This is a genomic window from Pseudomonas cedrina subsp. cedrina (assembly GCF_001983175.1).
GTDB lineage: Bacteria > Pseudomonadota > Gammaproteobacteria > Pseudomonadales > Pseudomonadaceae > Aquipseudomonas > Aquipseudomonas cedrina.
Genome location: NZ_MNPW01000008.1, coordinates 338,669 through 363,407, shown reverse-complemented (window position 1 = coordinate 363,407; position 24,739 = coordinate 338,669). Strand labels below are relative to the sequence as shown.

General features: G+C 59.9%; 23 protein-coding genes. 9 read left to right on the top strand and 14 right to left on the bottom strand.

The window, feature by feature from the left end; genetic code table 11:
* Positions 1-285 precede the first annotated feature (285 nt).
* The 9 genes from msrQ to mrcB all read right to left on the bottom strand — a co-directional run bounded on the left by msrQ (position 286) and on the right by mrcB (position 10,103).
* Positions 286-906: a protein-methionine-sulfoxide reductase heme-binding subunit MsrQ gene (gene msrQ / locus BLL36_RS19060; RefSeq protein WP_076952871.1), complete on the bottom strand. Its 621-nt coding sequence runs from the start codon at positions 904-906 to the stop codon at positions 286-288.
* On the bottom strand, positions 906-1,919 hold the full coding sequence (gene msrP / locus BLL36_RS19055) for a protein-methionine-sulfoxide reductase catalytic subunit MsrP (protein ID WP_076952870.1): 1,014 nt from the start codon (positions 1,917-1,919) through the stop codon (positions 906-908). The genes msrQ and msrP overlap by 1 nt, the downstream gene beginning before the upstream one ends.
* A gap of 63 nt (positions 1,920-1,982) precedes the next feature.
* Positions 1,983-2,840: a CDP-diacylglycerol--serine O-phosphatidyltransferase gene (gene pssA, locus BLL36_RS19050; RefSeq protein WP_076952869.1), complete on the bottom strand. Its 858-nt coding sequence runs from the start codon at positions 2,838-2,840 to the stop codon at positions 1,983-1,985.
* Between the two features lie 144 nt (positions 2,841-2,984).
* Positions 2,985-4,001, bottom strand: coding sequence for a ketol-acid reductoisomerase (gene ilvC, locus BLL36_RS19045; RefSeq protein ID WP_003212125.1), 1,017 nt, complete (start codon positions 3,999-4,001; stop codon positions 2,985-2,987).
* 47 nt (positions 4,002-4,048) lie between these two features.
* Positions 4,049-4,540, bottom strand: coding sequence for an acetolactate synthase small subunit (gene ilvN / locus BLL36_RS19040; RefSeq protein WP_003176102.1), 492 nt, complete (start codon positions 4,538-4,540; stop codon positions 4,049-4,051).
* Between the two features lie 2 nt (positions 4,541-4,542).
* Positions 4,543-6,267 carry an acetolactate synthase 3 large subunit gene (locus BLL36_RS19035; protein ID WP_076952885.1) on the bottom strand — a complete coding sequence of 575 codons (1,725 nt, stop codon included), beginning with the start codon at positions 6,265-6,267 and terminating at the stop codon, positions 4,543-4,545.
* Positions 6,268-6,698: 431 nt separating this feature from the next.
* Positions 6,699-7,028 (bottom strand): YqcC family protein, encoded by a 330-nt coding sequence (locus BLL36_RS19030; RefSeq protein WP_076952868.1) that lies wholly within the window; start codon positions 7,026-7,028, stop codon positions 6,699-6,701.
* The gene (locus tag BLL36_RS19025; RefSeq protein WP_076952867.1) at positions 7,028-7,762 is read right to left on the bottom strand and encodes a tetratricopeptide repeat protein; all 735 of its coding nucleotides are present in this window, start codon (positions 7,760-7,762) and stop codon (positions 7,028-7,030) included. Before BLL36_RS19025 ends, BLL36_RS19030 begins: the two co-directional genes overlap by 1 nt.
* Positions 7,763-7,778: 16 nt before the next feature.
* Positions 7,779-10,103 carry a penicillin-binding protein 1B gene (gene mrcB, locus BLL36_RS19020; RefSeq protein WP_076952866.1) on the bottom strand — a complete coding sequence of 775 codons (2,325 nt, stop codon included), beginning with the start codon at positions 10,101-10,103 and terminating at the stop codon, positions 7,779-7,781.
* 118 nt (positions 10,104-10,221) lie between these two features.
* Between mrcB and BLL36_RS19015 the strand changes: the two genes are divergently transcribed.
* The 3 genes from BLL36_RS19015 to BLL36_RS19005 all read left to right on the top strand — a co-directional run bounded on the left by BLL36_RS19015 (position 10,222) and on the right by BLL36_RS19005 (position 12,677).
* Positions 10,222-11,778, top strand: coding sequence for a bifunctional aminoglycoside phosphotransferase/ATP-binding protein (locus BLL36_RS19015; protein WP_076952865.1), 1,557 nt, complete (start codon positions 10,222-10,224; stop codon positions 11,776-11,778).
* A gap of 92 nt (positions 11,779-11,870) precedes the next feature.
* Positions 11,871-12,215, top strand: a complete 345-nt coding sequence (locus BLL36_RS19010; protein ID WP_076952864.1) for a pentapeptide repeat-containing protein — start codon at positions 11,871-11,873, stop codon at positions 12,213-12,215.
* Positions 12,216-12,404: 189 nt separating this feature from the next.
* Positions 12,405-12,677 (top strand): TfoX/Sxy family protein, encoded by a 273-nt coding sequence (locus BLL36_RS19005; protein WP_076952863.1) that lies wholly within the window; start codon positions 12,405-12,407, stop codon positions 12,675-12,677.
* A gap of 249 nt (positions 12,678-12,926) precedes the next feature.
* On the opposite strand, the gene BLL36_RS19000 is transcribed toward BLL36_RS19005, so the two are convergent.
* Genes BLL36_RS19000 through BLL36_RS18990 form a run of 3 tightly spaced genes read right to left on the bottom strand, consistent with a single transcriptional unit; the run spans position 12,927 to position 15,606 of the window.
* Complete coding sequence (locus BLL36_RS19000; RefSeq protein ID WP_076952862.1) at positions 12,927-13,694, bottom strand: heme ABC transporter ATP-binding protein; 768 nt, start codon at positions 13,692-13,694, stop codon at positions 12,927-12,929.
* Positions 13,694-14,731 carry a FecCD family ABC transporter permease gene (locus BLL36_RS18995; RefSeq protein WP_076952861.1) on the bottom strand — a complete coding sequence of 346 codons (1,038 nt, stop codon included), beginning with the start codon at positions 14,729-14,731 and terminating at the stop codon, positions 13,694-13,696. The genes BLL36_RS19000 and BLL36_RS18995 overlap by 1 nt, the downstream gene beginning before the upstream one ends.
* Positions 14,728-15,606 carry a heme/hemin ABC transporter substrate-binding protein gene (locus tag BLL36_RS18990; RefSeq protein ID WP_076952860.1) on the bottom strand — a complete coding sequence of 293 codons (879 nt, stop codon included), beginning with the start codon at positions 15,604-15,606 and terminating at the stop codon, positions 14,728-14,730. Before BLL36_RS18990 ends, BLL36_RS18995 begins: the two co-directional genes overlap by 4 nt.
* Before the next feature lie 156 nt (positions 15,607-15,762).
* On the opposite strand from BLL36_RS18990, the gene BLL36_RS18985 reads away from it, so the two are divergent.
* Entirely contained in the window at positions 15,763-16,080 is a 318-nt protein-coding gene (locus tag BLL36_RS18985) for a Rieske (2Fe-2S) protein (RefSeq protein ID WP_076952859.1), read from the top strand.
* On the opposite strand, the gene sfsA is transcribed toward BLL36_RS18985, so the two are convergent.
* Entirely contained in the window at positions 16,077-16,787 is a 711-nt protein-coding gene (gene sfsA / locus BLL36_RS18980) for a DNA/RNA nuclease SfsA (protein WP_076952858.1), read from the bottom strand. The genes BLL36_RS18985 and sfsA overlap by 4 nt on opposite strands.
* Positions 16,787-17,959, bottom strand: a complete 1,173-nt coding sequence (locus BLL36_RS18975) for a pyridoxal phosphate-dependent aminotransferase (protein WP_076952857.1) — start codon at positions 17,957-17,959, stop codon at positions 16,787-16,789. The genes sfsA and BLL36_RS18975 overlap by 1 nt, the downstream gene beginning before the upstream one ends.
* A 319-nt stretch (positions 17,960-18,278) precedes the next feature.
* Between BLL36_RS18975 and dksA the strand changes: the two genes are divergently transcribed.
* The 5 genes from dksA to BLL36_RS18955 all read left to right on the top strand — a co-directional run bounded on the left by dksA (position 18,279) and on the right by BLL36_RS18955 (position 24,323).
* Positions 18,279-18,722: an RNA polymerase-binding protein DksA gene (gene dksA / locus BLL36_RS18970; protein ID WP_076952856.1), complete on the top strand. Its 444-nt coding sequence runs from the start codon at positions 18,279-18,281 to the stop codon at positions 18,720-18,722.
* A gap of 83 nt (positions 18,723-18,805) precedes the next feature.
* Positions 18,806-19,693: a tRNA glutamyl-Q(34) synthetase GluQRS gene (gene gluQRS, locus BLL36_RS18965; RefSeq protein WP_076952855.1), complete on the top strand. Its 888-nt coding sequence runs from the start codon at positions 18,806-18,808 to the stop codon at positions 19,691-19,693.
* Positions 19,694-19,755: 62 nt separating this feature from the next.
* The gene (locus tag BLL36_RS30595; RefSeq protein WP_003176118.1) at positions 19,756-19,932 is read left to right on the top strand and encodes a hypothetical protein; all 177 of its coding nucleotides are present in this window, start codon (positions 19,756-19,758) and stop codon (positions 19,930-19,932) included.
* Positions 19,916-22,870 (top strand): sensor histidine kinase, encoded by a 2,955-nt coding sequence (locus BLL36_RS18960; protein ID WP_162279240.1) that lies wholly within the window; start codon positions 19,916-19,918, stop codon positions 22,868-22,870. Before BLL36_RS30595 ends, BLL36_RS18960 begins: the two co-directional genes overlap by 17 nt.
* 22 nt (positions 22,871-22,892) lie before the next feature.
* Positions 22,893-24,323 carry a sigma-54-dependent transcriptional regulator gene (locus BLL36_RS18955; RefSeq protein WP_076952853.1) on the top strand — a complete coding sequence of 477 codons (1,431 nt, stop codon included), beginning with the start codon at positions 22,893-22,895 and terminating at the stop codon, positions 24,321-24,323.
* Positions 24,324-24,739: the final 416 nt, after the last annotated feature.

Genomic DNA, 24,739 nt, shown 5'->3' with positions numbered 1-24,739 from the left:
ACAACTTCAACCACTTGCGCTTCCGATCTCTCGTTAGCGGGAGGCGAATTCTACAGCGTTACACGCTGCTGTCAACACCTCTTTTTCTCCGCTTTCGACCGAGAAGATCGAAACGTTAATAGAGCCACACAACACCGCTCTACCAACTCCTTCTGGGCTTCGATGAACTGAAGCAGGTCGCTGTCGAATCTCGCATAACTCTTTGTTTACCAAGGAGTTTTCCGTTTCGACTGCGCCGGAAGTGGGGCGAATTATAGACTTCCAGAATCTGCCGTCAACCGTTAATTACGCTTTTGTTGCAGAAAGTGGTTTTTTCGCAATAAGGCGAGGGATTCGCCGCATTACCGGCGGTATCCGCAGCACCAGCAGCAGCGCACCTATAGACGCATAGATAACCCACTCCTTCAGATCCGCCCGCACGATCCACAACATATGCAGCAAGCCAAGCCCAAGAACCACATACACCAGGCGATGCAGCTTCTTCCAACGACTGCCGAGCCGACGCTGACTGTAGCGATTCGACGTCACCGCCAGTACCAGCAACGACAGGAACCCCAACGCACCGACAATAATGTAGGGCCGCTTGCGCAGCTCCACACCCAGCTGCGACCAATCCAGGCCGAGCACAAATACGCAATAAGCTGCCAGGTGCAGCACCACATAAGCGAAGCACCACAACCCCAGTTGCCGGCGCACCGCGATCCACCCCGCCCAACCGCTAAGTTTCTGCAGTGGCGTCATCCCCAAGGTGATCAGCAGCAGGGTCAAGGTGCCCAACCCCAAACGATCGACCAATACCTTGCCTGGATCAGGCCCCAGGGCAAAACTCCAGGCTTCATACAACCAATACAGCGGCCATACAGCCGCCGCTATAAAGACGCCAATGCGCCATGCCGGATAGCGCATCAGTAGTTCTTCCGTAAATCCAGATCGGTATAAAGAGAAGCCACCTCATCGGCGTAGCCGTTGAACATCTGCGTCTCACGCACATTAGGGCTGAACAAGCCGCTCGGCAGACGACGCTCCCGCGCCTGGGTCCAGCGCGGATGGTCCACTGTAGGGTTCACGTTCGCGTAGAACCCATACTCATCCGCGGCAATGCTCTGCCAGGTGGTTTTCGGCTGCTCGCTCACGAGGCTGATCCGTACAATCGACTTCACACTCTTGAAGCCATACTTCCAAGGCACCACCAAGCGCAGCGGCGCGCCGTTCTGATTAGGCAATTCGCGCCCATACATGCCCACAGCCAGAATCGCCAGAGGATTCATCGCCTCATCCAGCCGCAAGCCTTCTACATACGGCCAATCGATCAAACCAAAACTCGAACGCTGCCCCGGCATGCTCTTGGGATCCTGCAGCGTTTCGAAACGGATGTATTTGGCTTTGGAGGTCGGCCCAACCTGCTTGAGCAACGCCGAGATCGGGAAACCGATCCATGGAATAACCATCGACCACGCCTCCACGCAGCGCAGGCGGTAGATGCGCTCTTCCAACTGGTAGGGCTTCATGAAGTCTTCCAGGGCATAACGGCCCGGCTTCGCCACCTCGCCATCAATCACCACACTCCACGGCTCGGTCTTCAATGAACCCGCATTGGTTGCCGGGTCGTCCTTGCCGGTGCCGAACTCATAGAAGTTGTTGTAGTGAGTCGCATCTTTGAACGGCGTGATCGCTTCATCCTTTACCGTGATCGCCTGCCAGTGGGTGCTCGGCAGTTTTTCGGTAAACCAGTTCGGCGCCCTGCCCGCCTCTACATCAGCATAGCGCGAGGCCTCGACAGCATTGGCCCAACGCGGCAAGCTGCTGGCTGCGATGCCTGCGAGCGCACCACCGAGCAAGCTGCGGCGGGAAAGATAGAAGGACTCTGGAGTGACATCCGATTCGGGGCAATCGGACGCTTTGGGCAATTTGATTAACATGGCAACTCCGCAGCATTGGAGAACAGATGCACCAATAGACTGCGGAGTATGGGCGAAATTACATTAAGGCAATGTTTTGTCGCGGCGCAAATGCAGCAAATACTGAACCGGCCCCGAAGCGGCGTAGACCAGGAACGCCAGCAGCAGAATGCGCGGAGGATCACTGAACACTACGGCAAATACCAGTACCACCGCCAGGATTGCCACAAAAGGTACGCGCCCCTTGAGGTCCAGTTCCTTGAAGCTGTTGTACTTGATGTTACTGACCATCAGCATGCCGGCCGCAGCCACCATCAAGGCCACCAGGAACGACATCTTCGAACCCTGGATGCCGTAATCACTGAACGCCCAGACGATACCCGCCACCACACCCGCGGCCGCTGGGCTGGCCAGACCGATGAAGTAACGCTTGTCGGCGGTCCCCACCTGGGTGTTGAAGCGTGCCAGGCGCAAAGCCGCGCCCGCGACATAAATGAAGGCAACCATCCAGCCGACCTTGCCCATGTCACCCAGCGCCCAGGCAAATGCCAGCAACGCAGGCGCGACACCAAACGCGACCATATCCGACAACGAGTCGTACTCGGCACCGAAGGCACTTTGCGTATTGGTCATGCGCGCCACGCGACCATCTAGGCCGTCGAGCACCATGGCCACGAAAATGGCGATGGCCGCAAAACCGAAATATTTGCTGGCGCTTGCCGCATCACCTGCCGCCAGTGCGCTTTGGGCACTCATGGAGTTGATGATGGAATAGAAACCTGCAAACAGGTTCGCCGTGGTGAACAGGTTGGGCAGCAGATAGATGCCACGATGCCGAACCTTGCGACCTTCCGCGTCATGTCCTTCTTCGACATGTTCATCGATGGGTAGCAGGCTTTCGGCGTCAGAAGCCTGGCTTGGCTCTTCGGGACGTTCGCTCATGGACTTTACCTTGCAACGGGTGAAAAAAATTCGACAAATACTTGCGGCGAGTGTTCGCCCGCAAACGATGCAGCTTTATACCAGAACCTGTCTGCCAAACGAAAAAACGCGGCCTAAGCCGCGTTTTCTGTTGATACGTACGACTTAGTTCTTGGCTTTATCGACGATCTTGTTGGCACCGATCCACGGCATCATGGAGCGCAGTTGCTCACCGATGATCTCGATACCGTGAGCGGCGTTGTTACGACGCTTGGCGGTCATCGAAGGGTAGCCGGTAGCGCCTTCGCTGATGAACATTTTGGCGTATTCGCCGTCCTGAATACGTTTCAGGGCGTTGCGCATAGCCTGACGGGATTCGGCGTTGATCACTTCCGGGCCGGTCACGTATTCGCCGTATTCAGCGTTATTGGAGATCGAGTAGTTCATGTTGGCGATACCGCCTTCGTACATGAGGTCAACGATCAGCTTCAGTTCGTGCAGGCATTCGAAGTAGGCCATCTCCGGCGCGTAGCCAGCTTCAACCAGGGTTTCGAAACCGGCTTTCACCAGTTCAACGGTACCGCCGCACAGTACGGCTTGTTCGCCGAACAGGTCGGTTTCAGTCTCGTCCTTGAAGGTGGTTTCGATGATACCGGTACGACCACCGCCGACGCCGGCAGCGTAGGACAGAGCTACGTTTTTAGCGTTGCCGGATGCGTCCTGGTAGATTGCGATCAGGTCAGGGATACCGCCGCCTTTGACGAACTCGGAACGCACGGTGTGACCCGGAGCCTTCGGCGCGATCATGATCACGTCGAGGTCAGCGCGTGGCACTACCTGGTTGTAGTGGATCGCGAAACCGTGGGAAAAGGCCAGGGTAGCGCCCTTCTTGATATTCGGCTCGATCTCGTTCTTGTACAGCGCGGACTGGAACTCGTCCGGGGTAAGGATCATGACCAGGTCGGCGGCCGCAACAGCGGAAGCAACGTCGGTCACTTTCAGGCCGTGTGCTTCAGCCTTGGCAACGGTAGCCGAGCCTTTGCGCAGGCCAACGGTAACGTCAACGCCGGAATCTTTCAGGTTGCACGCCTGAGCGTGGCCCTGGGAGCCGTAACCGATGATGGCGACTTTCTTGCCCTGGATGATCGACAGGTCACAATCTTTATCGTAATAAACTTTCATGAGGTTCCTCTATATATCCAGGCCGTAAGGCCATTCGCTAATTTGGGTTAGATGCTGAGTACTTTGTCGCCACGGGCGATCCCTGTGACACCACTGCGTACGGTTTCCAGAATCGAGGCCGTCCCGATCGACTGGATGAAGCTGTCCAGCTTGTCGCTTGTACCGGTCAGTTGCACGGTATAAACACTGGCGCTTACATCGACGATCTGCCCGCGATAAATGTCGGTGGTGCGCTTGATCTCGGCACGCTGGGCACCCGTGGCCTTGACCTTGACCAGCATCAGCTCGCGCTCGATGTGGGCACTTTCCGACAGGTCGACCAGCTTGACCACTTCGATCAGCTTGTTGAGGTTCTTGGTGATCTGCTCGATCACCTCATCGTGGCCCACGGTGGTCAACGTCAGGCGCGACAGGGTCGGGTCTTCGGTCGGCGCCACGGTCAGGCTTTCGATGTTGTAGTTGCGTTGCGAAAACAGGCCGACAACACGAGACAGAGCGCCGGGTTCGTTCTCCAGAAGCAGGGAGATAATGTGCCGCATGATTAAGTACGCTCCGTCTTGTTCAGCCACATGTCGCGCATAGAGCCGTCTTTGATCTGCATCGGGTAGACGTGCTCGCTGGTATCCACCTTGATATCGATGAACACCAGGCGGTCCTTCATGGCGAACGCTTCTTCCATCTTCGGCTTAAGATCTTTCAAATCGGTGATGCGCATGCCGACGTGGCCATAGGCTTCAACCAACTTGACGAAGTCCGGCAACGATTCCATGTAGGAATGGGAGTGACGGCTGCCGTAGCTCATGTCCTGCCACTGACGAACCATGCCCAGCACGCCGTTGTTCAGGCAGACGATCTTCACGGGGAGGCCGTACTGCAGGCACGTCGACAGTTCCTGGATGTTCATCTGGATGCTGCCTTCACCGGTGACGCACGCGACGTCCGTCTCCGGGAAGCTCAGTTTCACACCCATGGCCGCAGGGAAACCAAAGCCCATCGTGCCCAGGCCACCGGAGTTGATCCAGCGGTTAGGCTTGTCGAATGTGTAGTACTGCGCCGCGAACATTTGGTGCTGGCCCACGTCGGAGGTCACAAAGGCGTCGCCCTTGGTCACTTCGCACAGGGTTTCGATCACGGTTTGCGGCTTGATAACGCTGCCGTCGCCCTTGTCGTAAGGGAACAGGCCGCGGTCACCGCGCCATTCGTCGATCTGCTTCCACCAGCTGGCGACGGATTCCTTGTTCGGCGTTTCGCCGATGTCCTTCAGCGCTGCGACCATTTCGGTCAAGACGCTTTCAACAGGACCTACGATCGGCACGTCGGCCTTGATGGTCTTGGAAATGGACGCCGGGTCGATGTCGATATGGATGATCTTGGCATTCGGGCAGAACTTGCTCGCGCCATTGATCACTCGGTCATCGAAACGTGCGCCCACTGCCAGGATCACGTCGGCATGGTGCATGGTCAGGTTGGCGGTATAGCTGCCGTGCATGCCGAGCATGCCGACGAACTGACGGTCCGAACCCGGGAACGCGCCGAGGCCCATCAAGGTATTGGTCACTGGCAGGTTGAGCAGCTTGGCCAGTTCGGTCAGCGGTGCGGAACCACCGCCCAGAATTACACCACCGCCGGAGTACAGCACAGGGCGCTTGGCCGCCAGGAGCATTTCTGCGGCCTTGCGGATCTGCCCCGAGTGCCCACGAACGGCTGGGCTGTAGGAACGCAGCTTGGCTTTCTTCGGGAAGATGTATTCGAATTTTTCAGCCGGGTTGGTCATGTCTTTCGGGATATCGACCACTACAGGCCCCGGACGACCGGACTGTGCGAGGTAAAAGGCCTTCTTCATGACTTCCGGGATTTCCGAGGCATGCTTGATCATGAAACTGTGTTTCACGATCGGCCGGGAGATACCGATCATGTCGGTTTCCTGGAATGCATCGGTACCGACCATGGTGCTTGCGACCTGGCCAGAAATGATCACCATCGGAATGGAGTCCATGTACGCGGTCGCGATGCCGGTAATGGCATTGGTTGCGCCAGGGCCGGACGTTACCAGGACCACGCCGGCTTTACCGGTGGCACGGGCATAACCGTCAGCCATATGGGTCGCGGCCTGTTCGTGGCGAACCAGGATGTGGGTAACAGCCGGTTCCTTGAACAGTGCGTCGTAGACATGCAGCAGAGCACCACCTGGGTACCCGTAGATATAGTCGACGCCTTCGTCACGCAAAAAGCGGACGAGCATCTCACCGCCAGATAAAAGCTCCACGTTGTTCACCTCTAAAACGCCAGAATACCGTCCGTTGAAAACCGACGGGTCTTAATAGGTTTACTTCTCAACAGAGCATGAGCGACGGTGGTCGCCGACTACGTCAGCACTGACTGAGCAAGTATTGGGATCGTCCCAAGTGTTGCGGGATTTTCCCACCCAGCGCGAGGTAACGCGTTGCGGGTGTTACAGGTCGGCGCGGATGTGCGCCTCATGATCTGCTGAGCGGGCCTGCTTCTGGCAGTCCCGATACAGCGGACTTTGGATTCTTCTGTTTCAGGCCCTTCAAGTCAAGCAATAATTGCGCTTTTTTCCAACTAAGCGCATGAGAACGTAGAAGAAAGGGCTTTGAGGAGGGATAAAACTCGCCTGAATGTCGTCAAGCGATAGAAATGTGCGCAAGACTGCCGGAAAACCCGGGAGTCAGGCAATTAACGAGCGTCGGCGATCAATTGGTCGAACTTTTTCAGCGCGTTGCGCAATCCGAGGCTTTCAAGCGGGCGGTCGGCGTAGACCATCTCGGCCATTTCCAGGATGCCCGACGCATTGGGCAATGGCAGGTCCTGCTCGAGAATCTGCTTCATGCGCGCCAGGAAGATCCATTGCAGCCACTGGTGAAAGTCCAGGGTATCCACCGAAAAAGGCTCGACACTGCTGAGCGCCTCGGCGCTGGGGGACACTTCGTCCCACCAGCCTTGCACGCGCAACTCACGCTCAATCAGCAATAACTGTTCGGCAATCGCCGGAAAGCGTGCATCCATCAGAGGTTGACCTTGGCTTTCCGCCGCGCCTGGGCAGCACCGGCGGCATCACCCTGTGCGGCGCGCGCGTCACCAATCAACGCCCACAGGCTGGCTTGCAGGTCGGGACGACCGTTAGCCAGGGACAAGCCACGACGAGCGAACTGCTCCGCTTGAGGTGCGTCGCCCTGGGCCATGCGCACCTGTGCCAGGCGATACAGCACTTGCGGCTCACGCGGGGCAACGCGTTGCGCACGCTCGAGACTCGACGATGCACCGTTCAAATCGCCACCCGCCTGTTGTTGCTGAGCCGTGGTGAGCAGGGCCAGCACCGGGCCGTCCAGTTGCTCGTCAGCCGACAGGCCGCCGGCGCTGGAGGACGATGGAATGCCGCTCGGCGTGGAAGGCATGTTGTAGGTGCCCTGGTTGATCGGTGCAGTTTGAACCGGCGCGGTATCGATCGGTCCGGAAGCGCTTGGCCCTGGGGTCCACGGCTCGGCGCTGATCGGCGCAGAGGTGGCGGAGCCGGCCCCCGGCACCATCACCACCACGCCCGAATCCTGCGGCACCGCCTGGGTCGCGGCCTGGGCAGGGCGGTTGGTCACGGTCTGGCGGAAACCGCCATTGGCCGAAATCCGGTCGCTATTGGAGACGGCTGTGCTCGAGTCCACCACGGGAATGGAGCCGCGTTGCACGCTGGAGCAACCGCTGAGCAAAGCCAGAGCTGTAATCGCTGGAATCCACCACTTGTTCACTTGAAACCCTCTCTGCTTAATTCATCCAGCCCTTGACCCAATCCATCACCGATTCCGCGTCAGCAGGGGCACCGCCACTGCATGCGGCACCGGGTGGCGGTTCGCTGCCGCGAATATACGGCATCTGCACCGCTCCCGGACAGTTGGCATCGGAGCCTTGGCCCGTGTGCGGATCTATCCAGGCCTGCACAATGTTATCCGGCTGCGGCATGTTCAGCGGCAGCGGGTCGGCCTTGCGCATGAAACTGGTCCAGACCTGCAGCGCACCGGTAGCGCCGGTGAACGGGGTCTTGCCGTTATCGTCGCGCCCCAGCCACACCACCGCCAGCACATCCTGGCCGAAGCCAGCGAACCAACTGTCGCGCGAGTCGTTACTGGTACCGGTCTTGCCAGCCAACGTCAGGTTGGACGGCAGGACTTTATAGACGGAGCTGCCCGTACCTTCACGCATCACACGCTGCATGGCGTTCTGGATCAGGTAGATGGAGCCTGCATCGAACCGCTGCTGAATCTGGAACGGATAACGTTTGAGCGGCTCGCCCTCGGCGGTCAGCACACTGCGGATGCCGCGCATCGGCGTATTGAAGCCACCGTTGGCGAGGGTCTGGTACATGGTCGCCACTTCCATCGGCGTCATGGCACCGGCCCCCAGCAGTATAGAGGGGAAGGCTGGGAATTCACGGGTGATCCCCAGGCGCGCCAAGGTTTTCAGGACGTTGGGGACACCGACTTCAAGCCCAAGGCGTGACGTGGAAATATTGTAGGAGTGCGCCAGCCCCTGATAAAGAAACACCGTACCGTGGGAGCGGCGATCGAAGTTCTGCGGCGTCCATACCTGCCCATCCCCCCCTTTGACCGACAACGGGTCATCCGACAGCCAACTGGTCAGGGTGTACTTGCTCGGTTTTTCCAACGCGGTCAGGTAAACGGCCGGTTTGACCAGCGAGCCGATTGGCCGCACCGCATCTAGCGCGCGGTTGAAACCGGCGAAGCTGGCCTGCCGACTGCCGATCATGGCCTGCACTTCGCCGGTTTCCGGATTGGTCACGACCATGGCCGCTTCGACTTCGTCCGAGCCTTTACGGCCCGTCAGGCGCTTGAAGGTGTCGTTGACCGACGCCTCGGCTTTCATCTGCAAAATCGGGTCGAAGCTGGTGAAGATCCGCAGGCCTTCTTCGGTCAAGTCTTCGTCGCGGTAGTCTTCACGCAGTTGGCGTTTGACCAGGTCGATAAAGCCCGGGAAGGAGCTGTCCGCCAGCTTGCCGCGCGTGGTAACGCCCAGCGGCATTTTCTTCGCCGCGGTCACTTGTTCCGCCGTGGCCACGCCTTGTTGCTCGAGCACATCGAGCACCAGGTTACGGCGCTCCAATGCCCGCTCAGGGTTGCGGCGCGGGTTGTAGTAGGAAGGCCCCTTGACCATGCCCACCAGCAACGCGACCTGATGCAACTTCAGTTCAGACAGCGGCTGGCCAAAAAAGAACTGGCTGGCCAGGCCGAAACCGTGCACCGCGCGCTGGCCGTCCTGACCGACGAATACCTCGTTGAGGTATGCCTCGAGGATTTCCTGCTTGCTGTAGTGCAATTCCAGCAGCATCGCCATCATGGCTTCGGTGAGCTTGCGGGTCAGGCTCCGCTCGCTGGTCAGGTAAAAATTCTTGACCAATTGTTGCGTAAGCGTACTGCCGCCCTGGGTCATCTTGCCGCCTGAGGTGTTCACCCAGACTGCGCGAGCGATCGACTTCGGGGAGACGCCCCAGTGGTGGTAGAAATCGCGATCTTCGACGGCCACCAGGGTTTCGAGCAGGAACGGCGGCACTTGATCAAGCTTGATCAGGATGCGGTCTTCGAGATTCTTCGGATAAATGCCGCCGATCATCAGCGGTTCCAGGCGCACCACAGGCAGCTTGGAGCCATTGAGTGACGATAATTCCGCGACGTAATCGCCGGAAAACCGCACGCGCACCGGCTGGGCTTTTTCCAGGCCTTCATAGAACTGGAAGCCACGGGTATTCAGGTCGACGGTATTGCCGCTGACGGCGGCTGCCCCCGGACCATTGCTCACGGGTTCGCGGCGATAGCCCAAGGCGTCGAGTTCGGTGAGAAAGTCGTCCTTGCTCAGCTTCTGGCCGGTGAACAGTTCCAGCGGGCGCGCGTATACCTTGGCCGGGATGGTCCAGCGCTTGCCGGAGAATTTCTCCTGGACCACGGCGTCGAGGTACACCGCAAAACCGGCGAGCACTACAAGACCCACCAGGCCGAGCTTGAGCGCCCAGCCCAGCCAAGGGCGCAGGCCGCGGGAAGGAGGTTTTTTACGGGAACGGGGAGATCGGGTTCGAGTCATGGCGGCGGATTATACGCACTTTATTGAGGATCAACATGAGCCGGACAGCGGTTTGCACGACCGGCCGCAGCAGCCATAATGCCCGCCATGTTTTCCCCCAGACTCTGAAGGATCGCCCGTGAGCCAGTCCCTGATCGCTGCCCTGCAAAATCCGGCTTTATACCCGCACCCGGTTGAAGCGTTCCAAGTCATCGAGACCCATATTTCCTGGGTCGTACTGACTGGCCCGTATGCTTATAAATTGAAGAAACCGATGAACTTCGGCTTTCTGGATTTCACCGACCTGGAAAAGCGCGGCCACTTCTGCCGCGAAGAACTGCGCCTCAACCAGCGCCTGACGCAAGATTTGTATCTCGACGTGTTGCCGATCACCGGCACCGCCGAAGCCCCGCAGTTGGGCGGCGAAGGTCCGGTCATCGAATACGCACTGAAAATGCGCCAGTTTCCGCAGAGCCAATTGCTCAGCACCTTGCAGGCTAATGGCGAACTGACCAGCGCGCACATCGATGAGATGGCCAGTCAAATCGCGCACTTCCACCTGACTGCGCCGAAAGTCCCGCAGGAACACCCAGCCGGCACGCCGGAAGAAGTGATGGCGCCGGTTCGCCAGAACTTCGACCAGATCCGCCCGTTCCTCAGCGACAAGGCTGACCTGGTTCAGTTGGATGCCTTGCAAGCCTGGGCCGAAAGCAGCTTCGAGCGCCTCAAGCCACTGCTTGCCCAGCGCAAAGTGGAGGGTTTCACCCGCGAATGCCACGGTGATATTCACTTGGGCAACGCCACCTTGATCGATGGCCACGTGGTGATCTTCGACTGCATCGAGTTCAACGAACCCTTCCGTTTTACTGACGTTTACGCCGATACCGGCTTCCTGGCGATGGACCTGGAAGACCGCGGCCTCAAGTCACTGGCGCGGCGCTTTATCAGCCAATACCTGGAGTTGACCGGTGACTATCAGGGCCTGGAAGTGCTGAATTTCTATAAAGCCTATCGCGCCCTGGTACGCGCCAAGGTCGCGTTGTTCAGCATGCCGAGCGAGGCCAGCCCGGTACAACGCGCCACTACCCTGCGCCAGTACCGTAACTACGCCAACCTGGCGGAAAGCTACAGCACTATTCCGTCACGCTTTATGGCGATTACCCATGGTGTTTCGGCCGTGGGCAAAAGCCACGTGGCGATGCGCCTGGTAGAGGCACTGGGCGCCGTGCGACTGCGCTCGGACGTGGAGCGCAAGCGCCTGTTCGGCGAGCAGCAGGTTGAAAACACGCCGCAGGCCGGTATTTATGCGGCCGACGCAAGCGCGGCAACTTACACACGCTTGAATGAAATCGCCGCTACCGTACTGCGCGCCGGTTACCCGGTGGTGCTGGATGCGACCTTCTTGAAGCGCGAGCAACGTGAAGCAGCGGCGAAGGTTGCCGAGGCGACCGGCGCGCCCTTCCTGATTCTGGATTGCAATGCGCCCCAAGCGGTCATCGCCAGCTGGTTGGCACAGCGTCAGGCGGACAAAAACGACCCTTCCGACGCGACACTGTCGGTGATCGAAGAACAACAGGCGAATCGCGAGCCACTGACCGCCGAGGAACAGTTGCTCAGCAAGCGTGTCGAAACCAATGAAAGCGGCACCCTTGATGCATTGGTGGCGCATATACGCCAGCGGCTGCCAGGACTGTAAGAAAAATTTCTTGATCGTGTCGCCTACTAAGGCGCACGATCGAGCAATAGTGGCACTATAATGGCGCCATAAATCCAACAGGAGTCGCCGTCATGAGTCAGCCCAAGCTTCTCGATTCTCCCCTCTACTCGCTCCTGCATAAAGATGATATCCGGGGCTTCAACCAGGAACGCCCAGATCACGGCGTCATCGACATGCGCGGTGGAGACTTCCGTGGGTTGGACTTGCGTGAGCTGAACGCCTCTGGCGTGGACTTCACCGACGCTTATTTCCGCTCCGCCGATTTGCGCGGCCTGGACCTTCGCGACTGTCCGCTGGAAGGGGCAAGCCTTGCCCACGCGCAAATTTCCGGCACCTACTTCCCGCCGGAACTGAGCGCTGACGAGATCCTCATGTCGGTCAATTTCGGCACCCGCCTACGCTACCGCACTCGTTGAACCCGCGCTTTTTCGCCCCGCCTCGCGCCCGCCTGGCGGGGGCTGCCTGCACCTGACGCCCCCCTTCTTATCAGTCTTTAGGCCGTTTCCGACTAAAGAACTGCGTTTTTCCTACTGAGCGCTACACTCCTCTCAGGCTTGCATGGTCACGATACCCACCGAACCATTCGGCCATCGCAAGGAGGCTTGATGAACGACGAGCTGCAACTCCTGAAAAACCTCGGCAAGACGTCGGCGCAGTGGCTGCATGCGGTGGGCATCCACAGCGCGTCAGACTTGCGCCGCCTGGGCGCTGTCGATGCATACCGCGCCGTGCGCACACGCGGGTTCCGCGCCTCGAAAGTACTGTTGTATGCCATCGAGGGCGCCTTGATGGATGTGCACTGGAACGACGTTCCTGCCGAGCGCAAGGAAGCGTTGAACCGTCAATTGGACGCGCTATCGACCCGTCAGAAAAATTGAGCACCGCCCAGTATCTACAGGCACTCCGGACAGGCGTTTGAGAAAACGCGCAGAACAGGCAAAAACAAAGGTTGACTCTCAAATGAGAATCGTTATGATTATCACAACTGGTCGCGAGATCAGCCGATAACTGAAAGACCATTGGTTCGGACTCTCAGATTATCTCCTCATCAGGCTAATCACGGTTATTTGACCCGGCTTTTGCCGGGTCTTTTTTTACCTGTCGAAAGCTGCCTGCAAACGTCAACTTCAGCGCGCAATGATCAGCGGATGCCCACGCTCCGGGTGCGGCTGCACCAGCACATCCAGGCCAAACACGGCTTTGAGCGGCTCAGGCTGCATCACCTGCGCGGGCGTATCCAAGGCATGGGGGCGGCCGGCCTCCAGCAGCAGAATGCGATCACAATAGCGAGCCGCCAGGTTCAAGTCGTGAAGGATCACCAATACCGCTGCCCCCCGATTGGCAAAGCGACGAATGGCCTGCAAGGTAGTGTGCTGATGCAACGGATCCAGCATCGACGTCGGCTCATCCAACAGCAACGTCTGCCCCGCCTCGCCCGGCCATAACTGCGCCAACACCCGCGCCAGGTGCACCCGTTGCCGTTCTCCGCCCGACAGCGCCAAGTAGCTGCGGCCTCTCAAATGGACGACATCCGCCGCCTGCAAGGCCGCCTCGATAATCTCGTCATCGCGCACGCGCCCGGTCTGGTGGGGCAAGCGGCCCATGCCTACAACCTCTTCGACACGGAAGGCGAAGTCCAACGTCGAGGCCTGTGGCAATACCGCCAGGCGTTGTGCGCGCTGCACGCCACTCCAATCAGCCAATGGGCGTTGATCCAACAACACTTTGCCCTGGGCGGGATGCAACTCACCGCACAAAGCACTGAGCAACGTACTCTTGCCCGCGCCATTGGGCCCCAGCACGCCCAGCACTTCACCCGGCAGCAGGTCGAGCGTGACATCCGCCAACACTGTTTTGCGACCGCGACGGATCTGCAGGTCTTCCACACGTAGCATCAGGCACGCCCCCGCAACAATAGGTATAGAAAGAGCGGCGCGCCGATAAACGCAGTGACAATACCGATGGGCAACTCAGCCGGCGCCAATGCCAGGCGCGCAACCAGATCGGCAAACAGCAACAGGCTTGCACCCGCCAATAACGATGCCGGCAGCAAGACCCGATGATCCGGCCCCGCCAGCAATCGCACCAGGTGCGGAACCACCAGCCCCACAAACCCGATCATACCCGCTGCGGCCACCGCAGCCCCCACACCCAAGGCGGTGCAGAACACTAACTCGCGCTTGAGCCTTTCTACATCAATACCGAGGTGACCGGCCTCGGACTCACCGAGCAGCAATGCATTCAACGCCCTGGCTCGGCGCGGCAACCACAGCGCGACACCCACGCTCACCAGCAGCAACGGCCACAAGCGCGAATAGCTGGCGCCGTTGAGGCTGCCCAGGTTCCAAAACGTGAGAGTGCGCAAGGTGGCGTCGTCGGCCAGGTAGGTAAACAGGCCCACCGCCGAACCGGCGAGCGCCGTCAAGGCAATGCCGGCGAGCAGCATGGTCGCGACGTTGGTCTGGCCGTTGCGCCGCCCTAGGCGATAAACCAGCGCCGTCACGCCCAAGCCGCCAAGAAATGCGCACACAGATAAAACATAAGGCCCGAACGCCTCCGGCAAACCGCCGAAAAACGAACCGCCAACAATCGCCACCGCCGCGCCCAACGCAGCACCGCTGGAAACCCCGACCAACCCCGGATCAGCCAGCGGATTGCGAAACAACCCCTGCATCGCCACACCCGACAAAGCCAACACGCCGCCGACTGCCAAGCCCAGCAACGTACGCGGCAAACGGATCTGCCCCAGGATCAGTTCAGCCTGTTCCAACCCCTGGGCCTCGATCGGCAACCCCATCAAACGCAACGCGGCCTTGAGCGTATCCAGCAATGGCAGACTGACCGGCCCCAACGCCAGGGATAACCAGATGGCCAGTAAGCACAGCAGTGCCAACCCGATAAACAAGGTCTTGGGTTTAACCAGCGCGGTCATGGGGCAGGCTTAGGCTGGGACGGATAAAAACCGGCAGAGAGTTCCACGAGGCTTTGCGGCAGGCGCGGCCCAAGCCCGCCGACCAGCAAAGTGGGATCCACCTCAAACACCCGCCCGTCATGAGCGGCCGGCGTCGATGCCAGGATCGGATTTTCCTTGAACAGTGCCGCACGCGCCGCTTCACCGGTCAGGGCGCGATCGGCAAACACCAGCACATCCGGGCTCAACCCCGCCAATGACTCCATGGAAAACGGCTTGTAGCCGCTATGGGTTGCCAGATTACGTCCGCCCGCCTGTTGCAGCATCCAGTCAGCCGCCGTGTCTTTGCCTGCAATCAGCGGCTTGCCGCCCGCATGGCCAAGCAATAGCAATACGCCAGGCGTCTTTTGAGTGGACTGGGCCTTGGCCACCCAACGCTTCTGCTGCTCCAGTGCCTGTTCATACCCGGCAAGCAGCTCGCTAGCCTTGGCGCCATTGCCCAGCAACTTGCCCAAGTGCTGAAGGTTGTCTTTCAACGCCTGCAGGTCCGGCTGCGCCGAAAACATCTCTACCTGCACACCCGCGTTGCGGACCTGCGCCAGCACCGGCGGCGGGCCCATTTCTTCGGTACCTACCAGCACCTGCGGACGCAGACTCAGAATGCCTTCCGCCGACAATTGCCGCTGGTAACCGATGCTCGGCAGCGCCGTGAGGGACTCGGGATGCTGGCTGGTGGTGTCCACCCCCACCAATTTCGATTCGCCGCCCATGGCCGTTACCCATTCCGACAGCGCCCCACCGGCACTGACCCAGCGCTGCGGCAGTTCCGAGGCCTGAGCCCCATGATTGACCAGCAGGGAAGCAATAAGCGCGATAGCGCTGGCACTCAGGCGCATAACAGGGTTTCCTTCCAGGGGCAGGGCCGCTCAAGCGCTCATCGATGTGACAGATAACCCCTGCCCGGCATCGTATTGAGCACCCGGTCAGCTAACGGGCGAAGCCGGCATTTGATAATTGTTTGCATTTGAACGTCAAGGCACTTAAGGATTGAAATGAAGTTTCTCTGCCCCTCCGACGCGCTCGCGCCCGACTGCAGCCTCGGTTTTGACATCGACGGCTGCAAGCTGTTGGCGGTGCGCCGGGGCGGCGTTGCCTACTTCTATATGAACCGCTGCCCCCATCGCGGCATCCCGCTGGATTGGCAGCCCGGTCAGTTTCTCGACGCCAGCGCCAGCCTGATCCAATGCGCCACTCACGGCGCCCTGTTCCTGATCGAGAGTGGCGAATGCATTGCCGGGCCGTGCGCCGGGCAAAGCCTCATCGCCCTGCCCGGCCGCGAAGACGCCCAGGGATTGTGGGTGGAACTCTAGTCGAACAACACGTCCAGACGCCGGTCCACGCAGATCTCCTCAGATGTCACCCGCACCCCATAGGCCAACACTTCCACCCCTGCCGCCTTGGCTTCACGCAGGGCAGCAGCGTAGGCCGCGTCGATTTCCACGGCCGGGCGCACGGCATCGATCCCCGAAAGATTGACGCAATACAACTGCACCGCCCGCACCCCGCTGCGCGCCAAGTAGGCCAGCTCGCGCAAGTGCTTGGCGCCGCGCTGGGTGACGGCATCGGGGAAGGCCGCAATCGAAGAGCCATCAAAGCCCAAGGTCACGCTTTTGACTTCGACAAACGCGGCCCCATGGGGGTAGTCCAGGCGAAAGTCGATTCGGCTTTTCTCCTGACCGTAAGGCACTTCACGCTTCAATGCGGTGAAACCGTTGAGCTCCGTAATCACCCCGGCACGCAACGCCTCTTCCACCAATTGATTGGCCCGCGCCGTGTTCACACACGCCAGACGCCCCTGGGGCGTCTCGGCGATTTCCCAGGTGCCGGGCAACTTACGCTTGGGGTCATTGGAACGACTGAACCAGACCTGCCCGCCTTCGACCATGCAATTGAGCATCGAGCCGGTGTTCGGGCAGTGAATGGTCAATAACTCGCCGGCAACGGTTTCGATATCGGTGAGAAAACGCTTATAGCGGCGGATGAGCCGCGCTTCTTCGAGGGGAGGATAAAAATGCATCAGCCTTGCCAACTCCGCAATCCACGGGCAATTCGCTCCACCGCCTGCTGTAGCCGATCAATGTTTTGCGTGTAGGCAAAGCGCACATGGTGACCGGCCTGGTAGCGTCCGAAATCCAGACCGGGCGTAAAGGCCACATGTTCGGTCTCCAGGAAATGACGACAGAACGCGAAGGCATCCCCGCCGAACGCGCTGATATCCGCATACAAATAGAACGCACCTTCCGGCTCAACGGCAATGCCGAAGCCCAGCTCGCGCAGGGCCGGTAGCAGGAAGTCGCGACGGCGGCCAAATTCGGCGCGGCGCTCTTCCAGAATGCCCAGGGTCTGCGGGGTGAAACACGCCAGCGCCGCATGTTGGGCCATGCTCGGCGCACTGATGTAGAGGTTTTGCGCCAGTTTCTCCAGCTCACCCACTGCCGCCGGTGGCGCCACCAGCCAACCCAGGCGCCAACCGGTCATGCCGAAATACTTGGAAAAACTATTAAGGACGAACGCATCGTCGTCGACTTCCAGCACGCTGGCGGCGTCTGTGCCGTAGGTGAGGCCATGGTAAATCTCATCGACCACCAGATGACCGTTACGCGCGTTGATTGCGCCCGAAAGCGCGGCCAATTCGTCGCGCGTGAGGATCGTCCCGGTCGGGTTGGCCGGGGATGCCACCAGCGCGCCTACGCTGTCCTGATCCCAGTGCCGGCCCACCAGGTCGGCGGTCAGTTGATAGCGCACGTCAGGGCCGACCGGCACCAACTGCGCCGCGCCCTCCACCAGCCGCAGGAAATGGCGGTTGCAGGGGTAACCAGGGTCTGCGAGCAGCCAATGCTTGCCCGGATCGACCAGCAGGCTGCTGGCCAGTAACAGGGCACCGGAACCACCGGGGGTGATCAGGATGCGTTCAGGGTCCACGTTCAGGCCATAGCGCTGTTGATAGAAACCACTGATGGCCTCGCGCAGTTCCGGCAGGCCACGGGCCGCGGTGTAGCGGGTCTTGCCATTGGCCAATGCCGCCTGGCCGGCCTGGATGATCGGCTCGGCGGTGGTGAAATCCGGCTCGCCGATTTCCAGGTGGATCACGTCATGGCCGGCGGCTTGCAGCTCATTGGCCCGCGCCAGCAATGCCATGACATGAAAAGGTTCGATGGCGCGACTGCGCGCACTGTAGGGCTGAGCCATTAGCCTTCCTTAACGGTGAGGACAAAATCCGGATTCTACCGAACCACGGCGGTAAAACATGTTCTATTGCCTGTCCGGCGGCGCATGCAGGTCGGGCAAGCGCGTGCAAAACGACTAAAATCAACCGTTGAGAGGATACATACCCACCTACGACGGGCAGTCGCGGTTTGCGACACTGACGTGATGGGCCTCGACAGCCGGGAGTGGCGCACCCCGAATCTATCTGGTAAGTTCGCCCGCTTGCAGCCGCAGGGCCGGCAGGTGTCGGTGACGTTGAAATCCTGCGCAATGGATTAGAAGAGTGAGAGGCGGTCTATTCATGTCCACCCAGGCAAAGCAACAACAACCCTCAGCCCTCAGCGGCTTCACACCCTATGTAGAAACAAAGGGTGAGGAGTACATGAGCGAGTCCATGCGCAAGCACTTCTCCAATATCCTGAAGAAGTGGAAGCAGGACTTGATGCAGGAAGTCGACCGCACGGTTGACCATATGAAGGACGAAGCCGCCAACTTCCCTGACCCGGCAGACCGTGCCAGCCAGGAAGAGGAATTCGCCCTCGAACTGCGCGCCCGCGATCGCGAGCGCAAGCTGATCAAGAAAATCGACAAGACCCTGCAACTGATCGAAGACGAAGAATACGGCTGGTGCGAATCCTGCGGTGTCGAGATCGGTATCCGTCGCCTGGAAGCCCGCCCGACCGCGGACCTCTGCGTAGACTGCAAGACCTTGGCCGAAATCAAGGAAAAACAGGTCGGCAAGTAATTCAGCCGAGCTGAACGAATGGGGCGTGCGAACGGCCCATTTTTGTTTCTGGCGTTTACCGAATTTCCAGTAGTATCCGGCCCATGACAGCCTCTACCTATATCGGGCGCTTTGCCCCCACACCCAGCGGCCATTTGCATTTCGGCTCCCTGGTCGCCGCCCTCGCCTCCTACCTCGACGCCCGCGCCAACAGTGGCCGCTGGCTGATGCGCATGGAAGACCTCGACCCGCCCCGCGAAGAGCCCGGTGCCCAGGCGGCGATCCTGCAGGCGCTGGAAAGCTACGGCTTTGAATGGGACGGGGAAACAGTCCGACAAAGCGAGCGGCACGAAGCCTACGCCAAAGTGCTGAACGACCTGTTCAACCACGGCCTGGCCTACGCCTGCACCTGCTCGCGCAAACAACTGGAAGCCTACAACGGGATTTACCCCGGCCTGTGCCGCAATGCCGGCCACGACCAGCAAGATGCCGCTATCCGTTTGCGTGTGCCCGAGCTTGCGTACCACTTTACCGACCGCGTTCAAGGCGAGTTCCGACAGCACCTGGGCCGCGAAGTCGGCGATTTCGTCATTCGCCGGCGTGACGGCCTTTATGCTTATCAACTGGCGGTGGTTCTCGACGATGCCTGGCAAGGCGTGACCGATATCGTACGCGGCGCCGACCTGTTGGACTCCACGCCACGCCAACTGTATCTGCAGGAATTGCTGGGCCTGCGCCAACCGCGCTACCTGCACGTGCCGCTGATTGTCCAGCCGGACGGCAACAAGTTGGGTAAATCCTACCGATCGCCGCCGTTGACACCCAACCAGGCCACGCCCCTGCTAGTGAGAGCACTGCGCGCCCTCGGCCAGCAACCCGGCGCCGAACTGCTGCACGCCAGCCCGCGTGAACTGCTGGATTGGGGCATCGCCCATTGGGACGCCACACGGGTCCCCCGCACACTGACCCTGGCCGAAGCGCAATTGAGCTGAAGGCGCTTGCAGCTTGCCAGGCATCCGTTACCATCGCCGCAGTTTTTCATTCAGAGGCCAACATGTATATCTATCGATTGGTCCTGCTGCTGGTCGTCGGGATCTACCTGTTTTCCCCCGCCATCATGGATTGGTGGATCGACGCCACGGGCGCCTGGTATCGCCCTTATCTGCTGTGGCTGATCCTGATCGTCGTGACTTTCATCCTGCAGAGCCAAAAAGATGCCGATGAGCTTTAGCCTCACCCAGATGCTGCTGATCAGCGCCGCCTACCTGGCCGCGTTGTTCGGCGTCGCCTGGATCAGTGAGCGCGGAATGATTCCGCGGGCGATCATTCGCCATCCGTTGACCTATACCTTGTCCTTGGGCGTGTACGCCAGTGCCTGGGCGTTTTATGGCACCGTGGGACTGGCCTATCAGTACGGTTATGGTTTTCTGTCCAGTTACCTCGGGGTGTCCGGCGCGTTTCTGCTGGCGCCGGTGCTGCTGTACCCGATCCTGAAGATCACCCGTACCTACCAGCTGTCGTCTCTGGCCGACCTGTTCGCCTTTCGCTTTCGCAGCACCTGGGCCGGCGCGCTGACCACGATTTTCATGCTGATCGGCGTCTTGCCCTTGCTGGCCCTGCAGATTCAGGCTGTGGCCGACTCCATCAGCATCCTCACCCGCGAACCCGTACAGCATCGCGTTGCGCTGGCCTTCTGCGGGCTGATCACGCTGTTCACGATTTTCTTCGGCTCGCGCCATATCGCTACCCGCGAGAAACACCAAGGCCTGGTGTTCGCGATTGCCTTCGAGTCGGTGATCAAGCTGATCGCCATCGGCGGCGTCGGCCTGTATGCGCTCTACGGCGTATTCGACGGCCCGCAGCAGCTGGAACTGTGGCTGCTGCAAAACCAGACCGCCCTCGCCGCCTTGCACACCCCGCTGCAGGAAGGCCCATGGCGCACCCTGCTGCTGGTTTTCTTCGCCTCGGCAATCGTGATGCCGCACATGTATCACATGACCTTTACCGAAAACCTCAACCCGCGCTCGCTGGTCAGCGCCAGTTGGGGCTTGCCGCTGTTCCTGCTGTTGATGAGCCTGGCGGTACCGCTGATCCTGTGGGCCGGCTTGAAATTGGGGGCCACCACCAACCCCGAGTACTTCACCCTTGGCGTGGGCATTGCCGCCAATAGCAAATCCCTGGCATTGCTGGCGTATGTGGGCGGTTTGTCCGCCGCCAGCGGCCTGATCATCGTCACGACGCTGGCGTTATCGGGCATGGCGCTCAACCATCTGGTACTGCCGCTGTACCAGCCGCCGGCCGAAGGCAATATCTACCGCTGGCTGAAATGGACACGGCGCGCGCTGATCGTCGCGATCATCATGGCCGGCTACGGGTTCTACCTGTTGCTCGGCCCCGGGCAAGACCTGGCCAACCTGGGGATCGTCGCGTTCGTCGCCACCTTGCAGTTCCTGCCGGGGGTGCTGTCGGTGCTGTACTGGCCGACCGCCAACCGTCGTGGCTTTATCGCCGGGTTGCTGGCGGGGATCCTGGTCTGGATCGTCACCATGCTGCTGCCGCTGGTCGGTAATCTGCAGGGCTTCTATATCCCCTTGCTGAACATGATTTACGTGCTGGACGACACCAGTTGGCACATGGCGGCGATTGCATCCCTGGCCGCCAACGTCCTGATGTTCACCCTGATCTCGCTGTTCACCAACGCCAGCCCGGAAGAAACCAGCGCCGCCGAAGCCTGTGCGGTGGACAACGTGCGCCGCCCGCAACGCCGAGAATTGCATGCGGCCTCGCCCCAGGAGTTCGCCACGCAACTGGCCAAGCCCCTGGGCGCAAAGGCGGCGCAAAAGGAAGTGGAACAGGCTCTGCGTGATCTCTACCTGCCGTTCGACGAACGCCGCCCTTACGCGCTGCGTCGCCTGCGTGACCGTATCGAAGCCAACTTGTCGGGGCTGATGGGGCCGAGCGTGTCCCAGGACATGGTGGAAACCTTCCTGCCCTACAAGGCCGGCGGCGAAAACTACGTCACCGAAGACATCCATTTCATCGAGAGCCGACTGGAGGATTACCACTCACGCCTCACAGGTCTCGCCGCCGAACTCGATGCCTTGCGCCGCTATCACCGCCAAACCCTGCAGGAACTGCCGATGGGCGTGTGCTCCCTGGCCAAGGATCAGGAGATCCTGATGTGGAACAAGGCCATGGAAGAACTCACCGGCATCGCCGCGCAGCGGGTGGTCGGTTCACGCCTGAATACCCTGGGCGAACCCTGGAAAGAATTGTTACAAGGATTTATCGACCTGCCCGACGAGCACTTGCACAAGCAGCACCTGGCCCTCGATGGCCAGACTCGCTGGTTGAACCTGCACAAAGCCGCCATCGACGAACCCCTGGCGCCCGGTAACAGCGGCCTGGTGTTGCTGGTGGAAGACCTGACCGAAACCCAGATGCTCGAAGACAAGCTGGTGCACTCCGAACGCCTGGCCAGCATCGGCCGGCTGGCGGCTGGCGTGGCCCACGAGATCGGCAATCCGATCACCGGTATCGCCTGCCTGGCGCAGAACCTGCGAGAAGAGCGGGAAGAGGACGGCGAAATCATCGAGATCAGCGGCCAGATCCTCGAACAGACCAAACGCGTGTCGCGCATCGTGCAGTCGTTGATGAGCTTCGCCCACGCAGGCGGCCATCAGAACCAAGACGAAGCGGTGTGCCTGGCCGAGGTGGCGCAGGATGCCATCGGGCTGCTGGCCTTGAACCGGCGCAATTTCGAAGTACAGTTCTTCAATTTGTGCGACCCCGACCATTGGGTGGATGGCGACTCACAACGCCTGGCCCAGGTTCTGATCAACCTGCTGTCCAACGCCCGCGATGCAACGCCGGCCGGCAGCGCCGTACGCGTCAAGACCGAGGCTTTCGAACATACGGTCGATCTGATCGTCGAAGATGAAGGTAGCGGTATTCCACAGAACATCATGGACCGATTGTTCGAACCCTTCTTCACCACCAAGGACCCCGGTGAAGGTACCGGTCTGGGCCTTGCACTGGTCTATTCCATCGTTGAAGAGCATTATGGACAAATCACCATCGACAGCCCGGCTGACACCGAAAGCCAACGCGGCACCCGTATCCGGGTGACCTTGCCGCGTCATGTCGAAGCGACGTCCGCTGTGAACTGAGACCGTCGAGAGAATTGAATCAATGCCGCACATTTTGATCGTCGAAGACGAAACCATCATCCGCTCTGCCTTGCGTCGCCTGCTTGAACGAAATCAGTACCAGGTCAGCGAAGCCGGCTCGGTGCAGGAAGCCCAGGAGCGTTTCAGCATTCCCACGTTCGACCTGATTGTCAGCGACCTGCGCCTGCCTGGCGCGCCTGGCACCGAGTTGATCAAGCTCGGCCAGGGCACCCCGGTGCTGATCATGACCAGCTACGCCAGCCTGCGCTCGGCGGTGGACTCCATGAAGATGGGCGCGGTGGACTACATCGCCAAGCCTTTCGACCATGACGAAATGCTTCAAGCCGTGGCCCGCATCCTGCGTGACCGCCAGTCGGCCAGCAGTGCGCCGGCCGAACCGCGGCCGGCAGGCAAAACCGCCGACAAGCCCAGCGTCGACAACAGCAACGGCGAGATCGGCATCATCGGTTCCTGCCCACCGATGCAGGACCTGTACAGCAAGATCCGCAAAGTCGCCCCGACCGACTCCAATGTATTGATCCAGGGCGAATCAGGCACCGGTAAAGAACTGGTGGCGCGCGCCCTGCACAACCTGTCCAAGCGTGCCAAGGCGCCGATGATCTCGGTGAACTGTGCGGCGATTCCCGAATCCCTGATCGAATCCGAATTGTTCGGTCACGAAAAAGGCGCGTTCACCGGCGCCAGCGCCGGGCGTGCGGGCCTGGTGGAGGCGGCGGACGGTGGCACCTTGTTCCTTGATGAAATCGGCGAACTGCCCCTGGAAGCCCAGGCGCGGTTGCTGCGCGTGCTGCAGGAAGGCGAGATCCGCCGTGTAGGCTCGGTGCAGTCGCAAAAGGTCGATGTACGCCTGATCGCCGCTACCCACCGCGACCTGAAGAGCCTGGCCAAGATCGGCCAGTTCCGTGAAGACTTGTACTATCGCCTGCACGTGATCGCCCTCAAGCTACCGCCCCTGCGTGAACGTGGCGCCGACGTCAATGAGATCGCCCAGGCGTTCCTGCTGCGCCAGAGCGCGCGCATCAACCGCACCGACCTGAAGTTCGCCGCGGACGCCGAGCAGGCGATTCGGCATTACTCGTGGCCGGGCAACGTGCGCGAGCTGGAGAATGCCGTCGAGCGTGCGGTAATCCTCTCGGAAAGCCCGGAGATTTCCGCCGAGCTGCTGGGCATCGATATCGAACTGAGCGACCTGGACGATGACGATTTCGTCGGCCTGGCCCCTCAGCAGGGCGGCGGTAGCAATACCAGCCATGAGCCGACGGAGGACCTGTCACTGGAAGATTATTTCCAGCACTTTGTCCTTGAGCATCAGGACCATATGACTGAAACCGAGTTGGCGCGCAAACTGGGCGTAAGCCGTAAATGCCTGTGGGAACGCCGCCAGCGCCTGGGCATTCCACGCCGCAAGACGGGTGTAGCCAGCGAGAGCTGAGGGTGCGCCCCCACAGGTAACACCCACAAATGTGAAAAAACTGTTACCGCAGATATTTCGCGTAACAAAAGCCGGGGCTTACGGTAACGAAGCCCCGGCTTTTTTTGGCCCGTCAAAAACCCGAAACCGCCTTAAACCCCCGGTTTTACTGGCCGATGCAAAAGTTGGCACGCACCCTGCTATATGCTTAGTACAAAAACAATAACAAGCTCAGTACAAGACAATAAAAATAAGACGAATCGACTCACGCATAACAAAAACAACACGGCGGAGGCGCAGCTAACTGATTCTTTTGGAGAGGCGTTGCATTTGGGGCTTGCCCCGCAACCAGGCCGAGAACAACAAAAAACTGCTCTAAGGCAGAGCCTGAACTGGTTGGATCGTAGATCAGCAACACAGCGACCAAAGCAATCCGT

Excerpts from the sequence above, each read along its gene's own strand:
- msrQ (WP_076952871.1), bottom strand. The coding sequence starts at position 906 with ATGCGCTATCCGGCATGGCGCATTGGCGTCTTTATAGCGGCGGCTGTA.
- msrP (WP_076952870.1), bottom strand. The coding sequence starts at position 1,919 with ATGTTAATCAAATTGCCCAAAGCGTCCGATTGCCCCGAATCGGATGTC.
- pssA (WP_076952869.1), bottom strand. The coding sequence starts at position 2,840 with ATGAGCGAACGTCCCGAAGAGCCAAGCCAGGCTTCTGACGCCGAAAGC.
- ilvC (WP_003212125.1), bottom strand. The coding sequence starts at position 4,001 with ATGAAAGTTTATTACGATAAAGATTGTGACCTGTCGATCATCCAGGGC.
- ilvN (WP_003176102.1), bottom strand. The coding sequence starts at position 4,540 with ATGCGGCACATTATCTCCCTGCTTCTGGAGAACGAACCCGGCGCTCTG.
- BLL36_RS19030 (WP_076952868.1), bottom strand. The coding sequence starts at position 7,028 with ATGGATGCACGCTTTCCGGCGATTGCCGAACAGTTATTGCTGATTGAG.
- mrcB (WP_076952866.1), bottom strand. The coding sequence starts at position 10,103 with ATGACTCGAACCCGATCTCCCCGTTCCCGTAAAAAACCTCCTTCCCGC.
- BLL36_RS19010 (WP_076952864.1), top strand. The coding sequence starts at position 11,871 with ATGAGTCAGCCCAAGCTTCTCGATTCTCCCCTCTACTCGCTCCTGCAT.
- BLL36_RS19005 (WP_076952863.1), top strand. The coding sequence starts at position 12,405 with ATGAACGACGAGCTGCAACTCCTGAAAAACCTCGGCAAGACGTCGGCG.
- BLL36_RS19000 (WP_076952862.1), bottom strand. The coding sequence starts at position 13,694 with ATGCTACGTGTGGAAGACCTGCAGATCCGTCGCGGTCGCAAAACAGTG.
- BLL36_RS18995 (WP_076952861.1), bottom strand. The coding sequence starts at position 14,731 with ATGACCGCGCTGGTTAAACCCAAGACCTTGTTTATCGGGTTGGCACTG.
- BLL36_RS18990 (WP_076952860.1), bottom strand. The coding sequence starts at position 15,606 with ATGCGCCTGAGTGCCAGCGCTATCGCGCTTATTGCTTCCCTGCTGGTC.
- BLL36_RS18985 (WP_076952859.1), top strand. The coding sequence starts at position 15,763 with ATGAAGTTTCTCTGCCCCTCCGACGCGCTCGCGCCCGACTGCAGCCTC.
- sfsA (WP_076952858.1), bottom strand. The coding sequence starts at position 16,787 with ATGCATTTTTATCCTCCCCTCGAAGAAGCGCGGCTCATCCGCCGCTAT.
- BLL36_RS18975 (WP_076952857.1), bottom strand. The coding sequence starts at position 17,959 with ATGGCTCAGCCCTACAGTGCGCGCAGTCGCGCCATCGAACCTTTTCAT.
- dksA (WP_076952856.1), top strand. The coding sequence starts at position 18,279 with ATGTCCACCCAGGCAAAGCAACAACAACCCTCAGCCCTCAGCGGCTTC.
- gluQRS (WP_076952855.1), top strand. The coding sequence starts at position 18,806 with ATGACAGCCTCTACCTATATCGGGCGCTTTGCCCCCACACCCAGCGGC.
- BLL36_RS30595 (WP_003176118.1), top strand. The coding sequence starts at position 19,756 with ATGTATATCTATCGATTGGTCCTGCTGCTGGTCGTCGGGATCTACCTG.
- BLL36_RS18960 (WP_162279240.1), top strand. The coding sequence starts at position 19,916 with ATGCCGATGAGCTTTAGCCTCACCCAGATGCTGCTGATCAGCGCCGCC.
- BLL36_RS18955 (WP_076952853.1), top strand. The coding sequence starts at position 22,893 with ATGCCGCACATTTTGATCGTCGAAGACGAAACCATCATCCGCTCTGCC.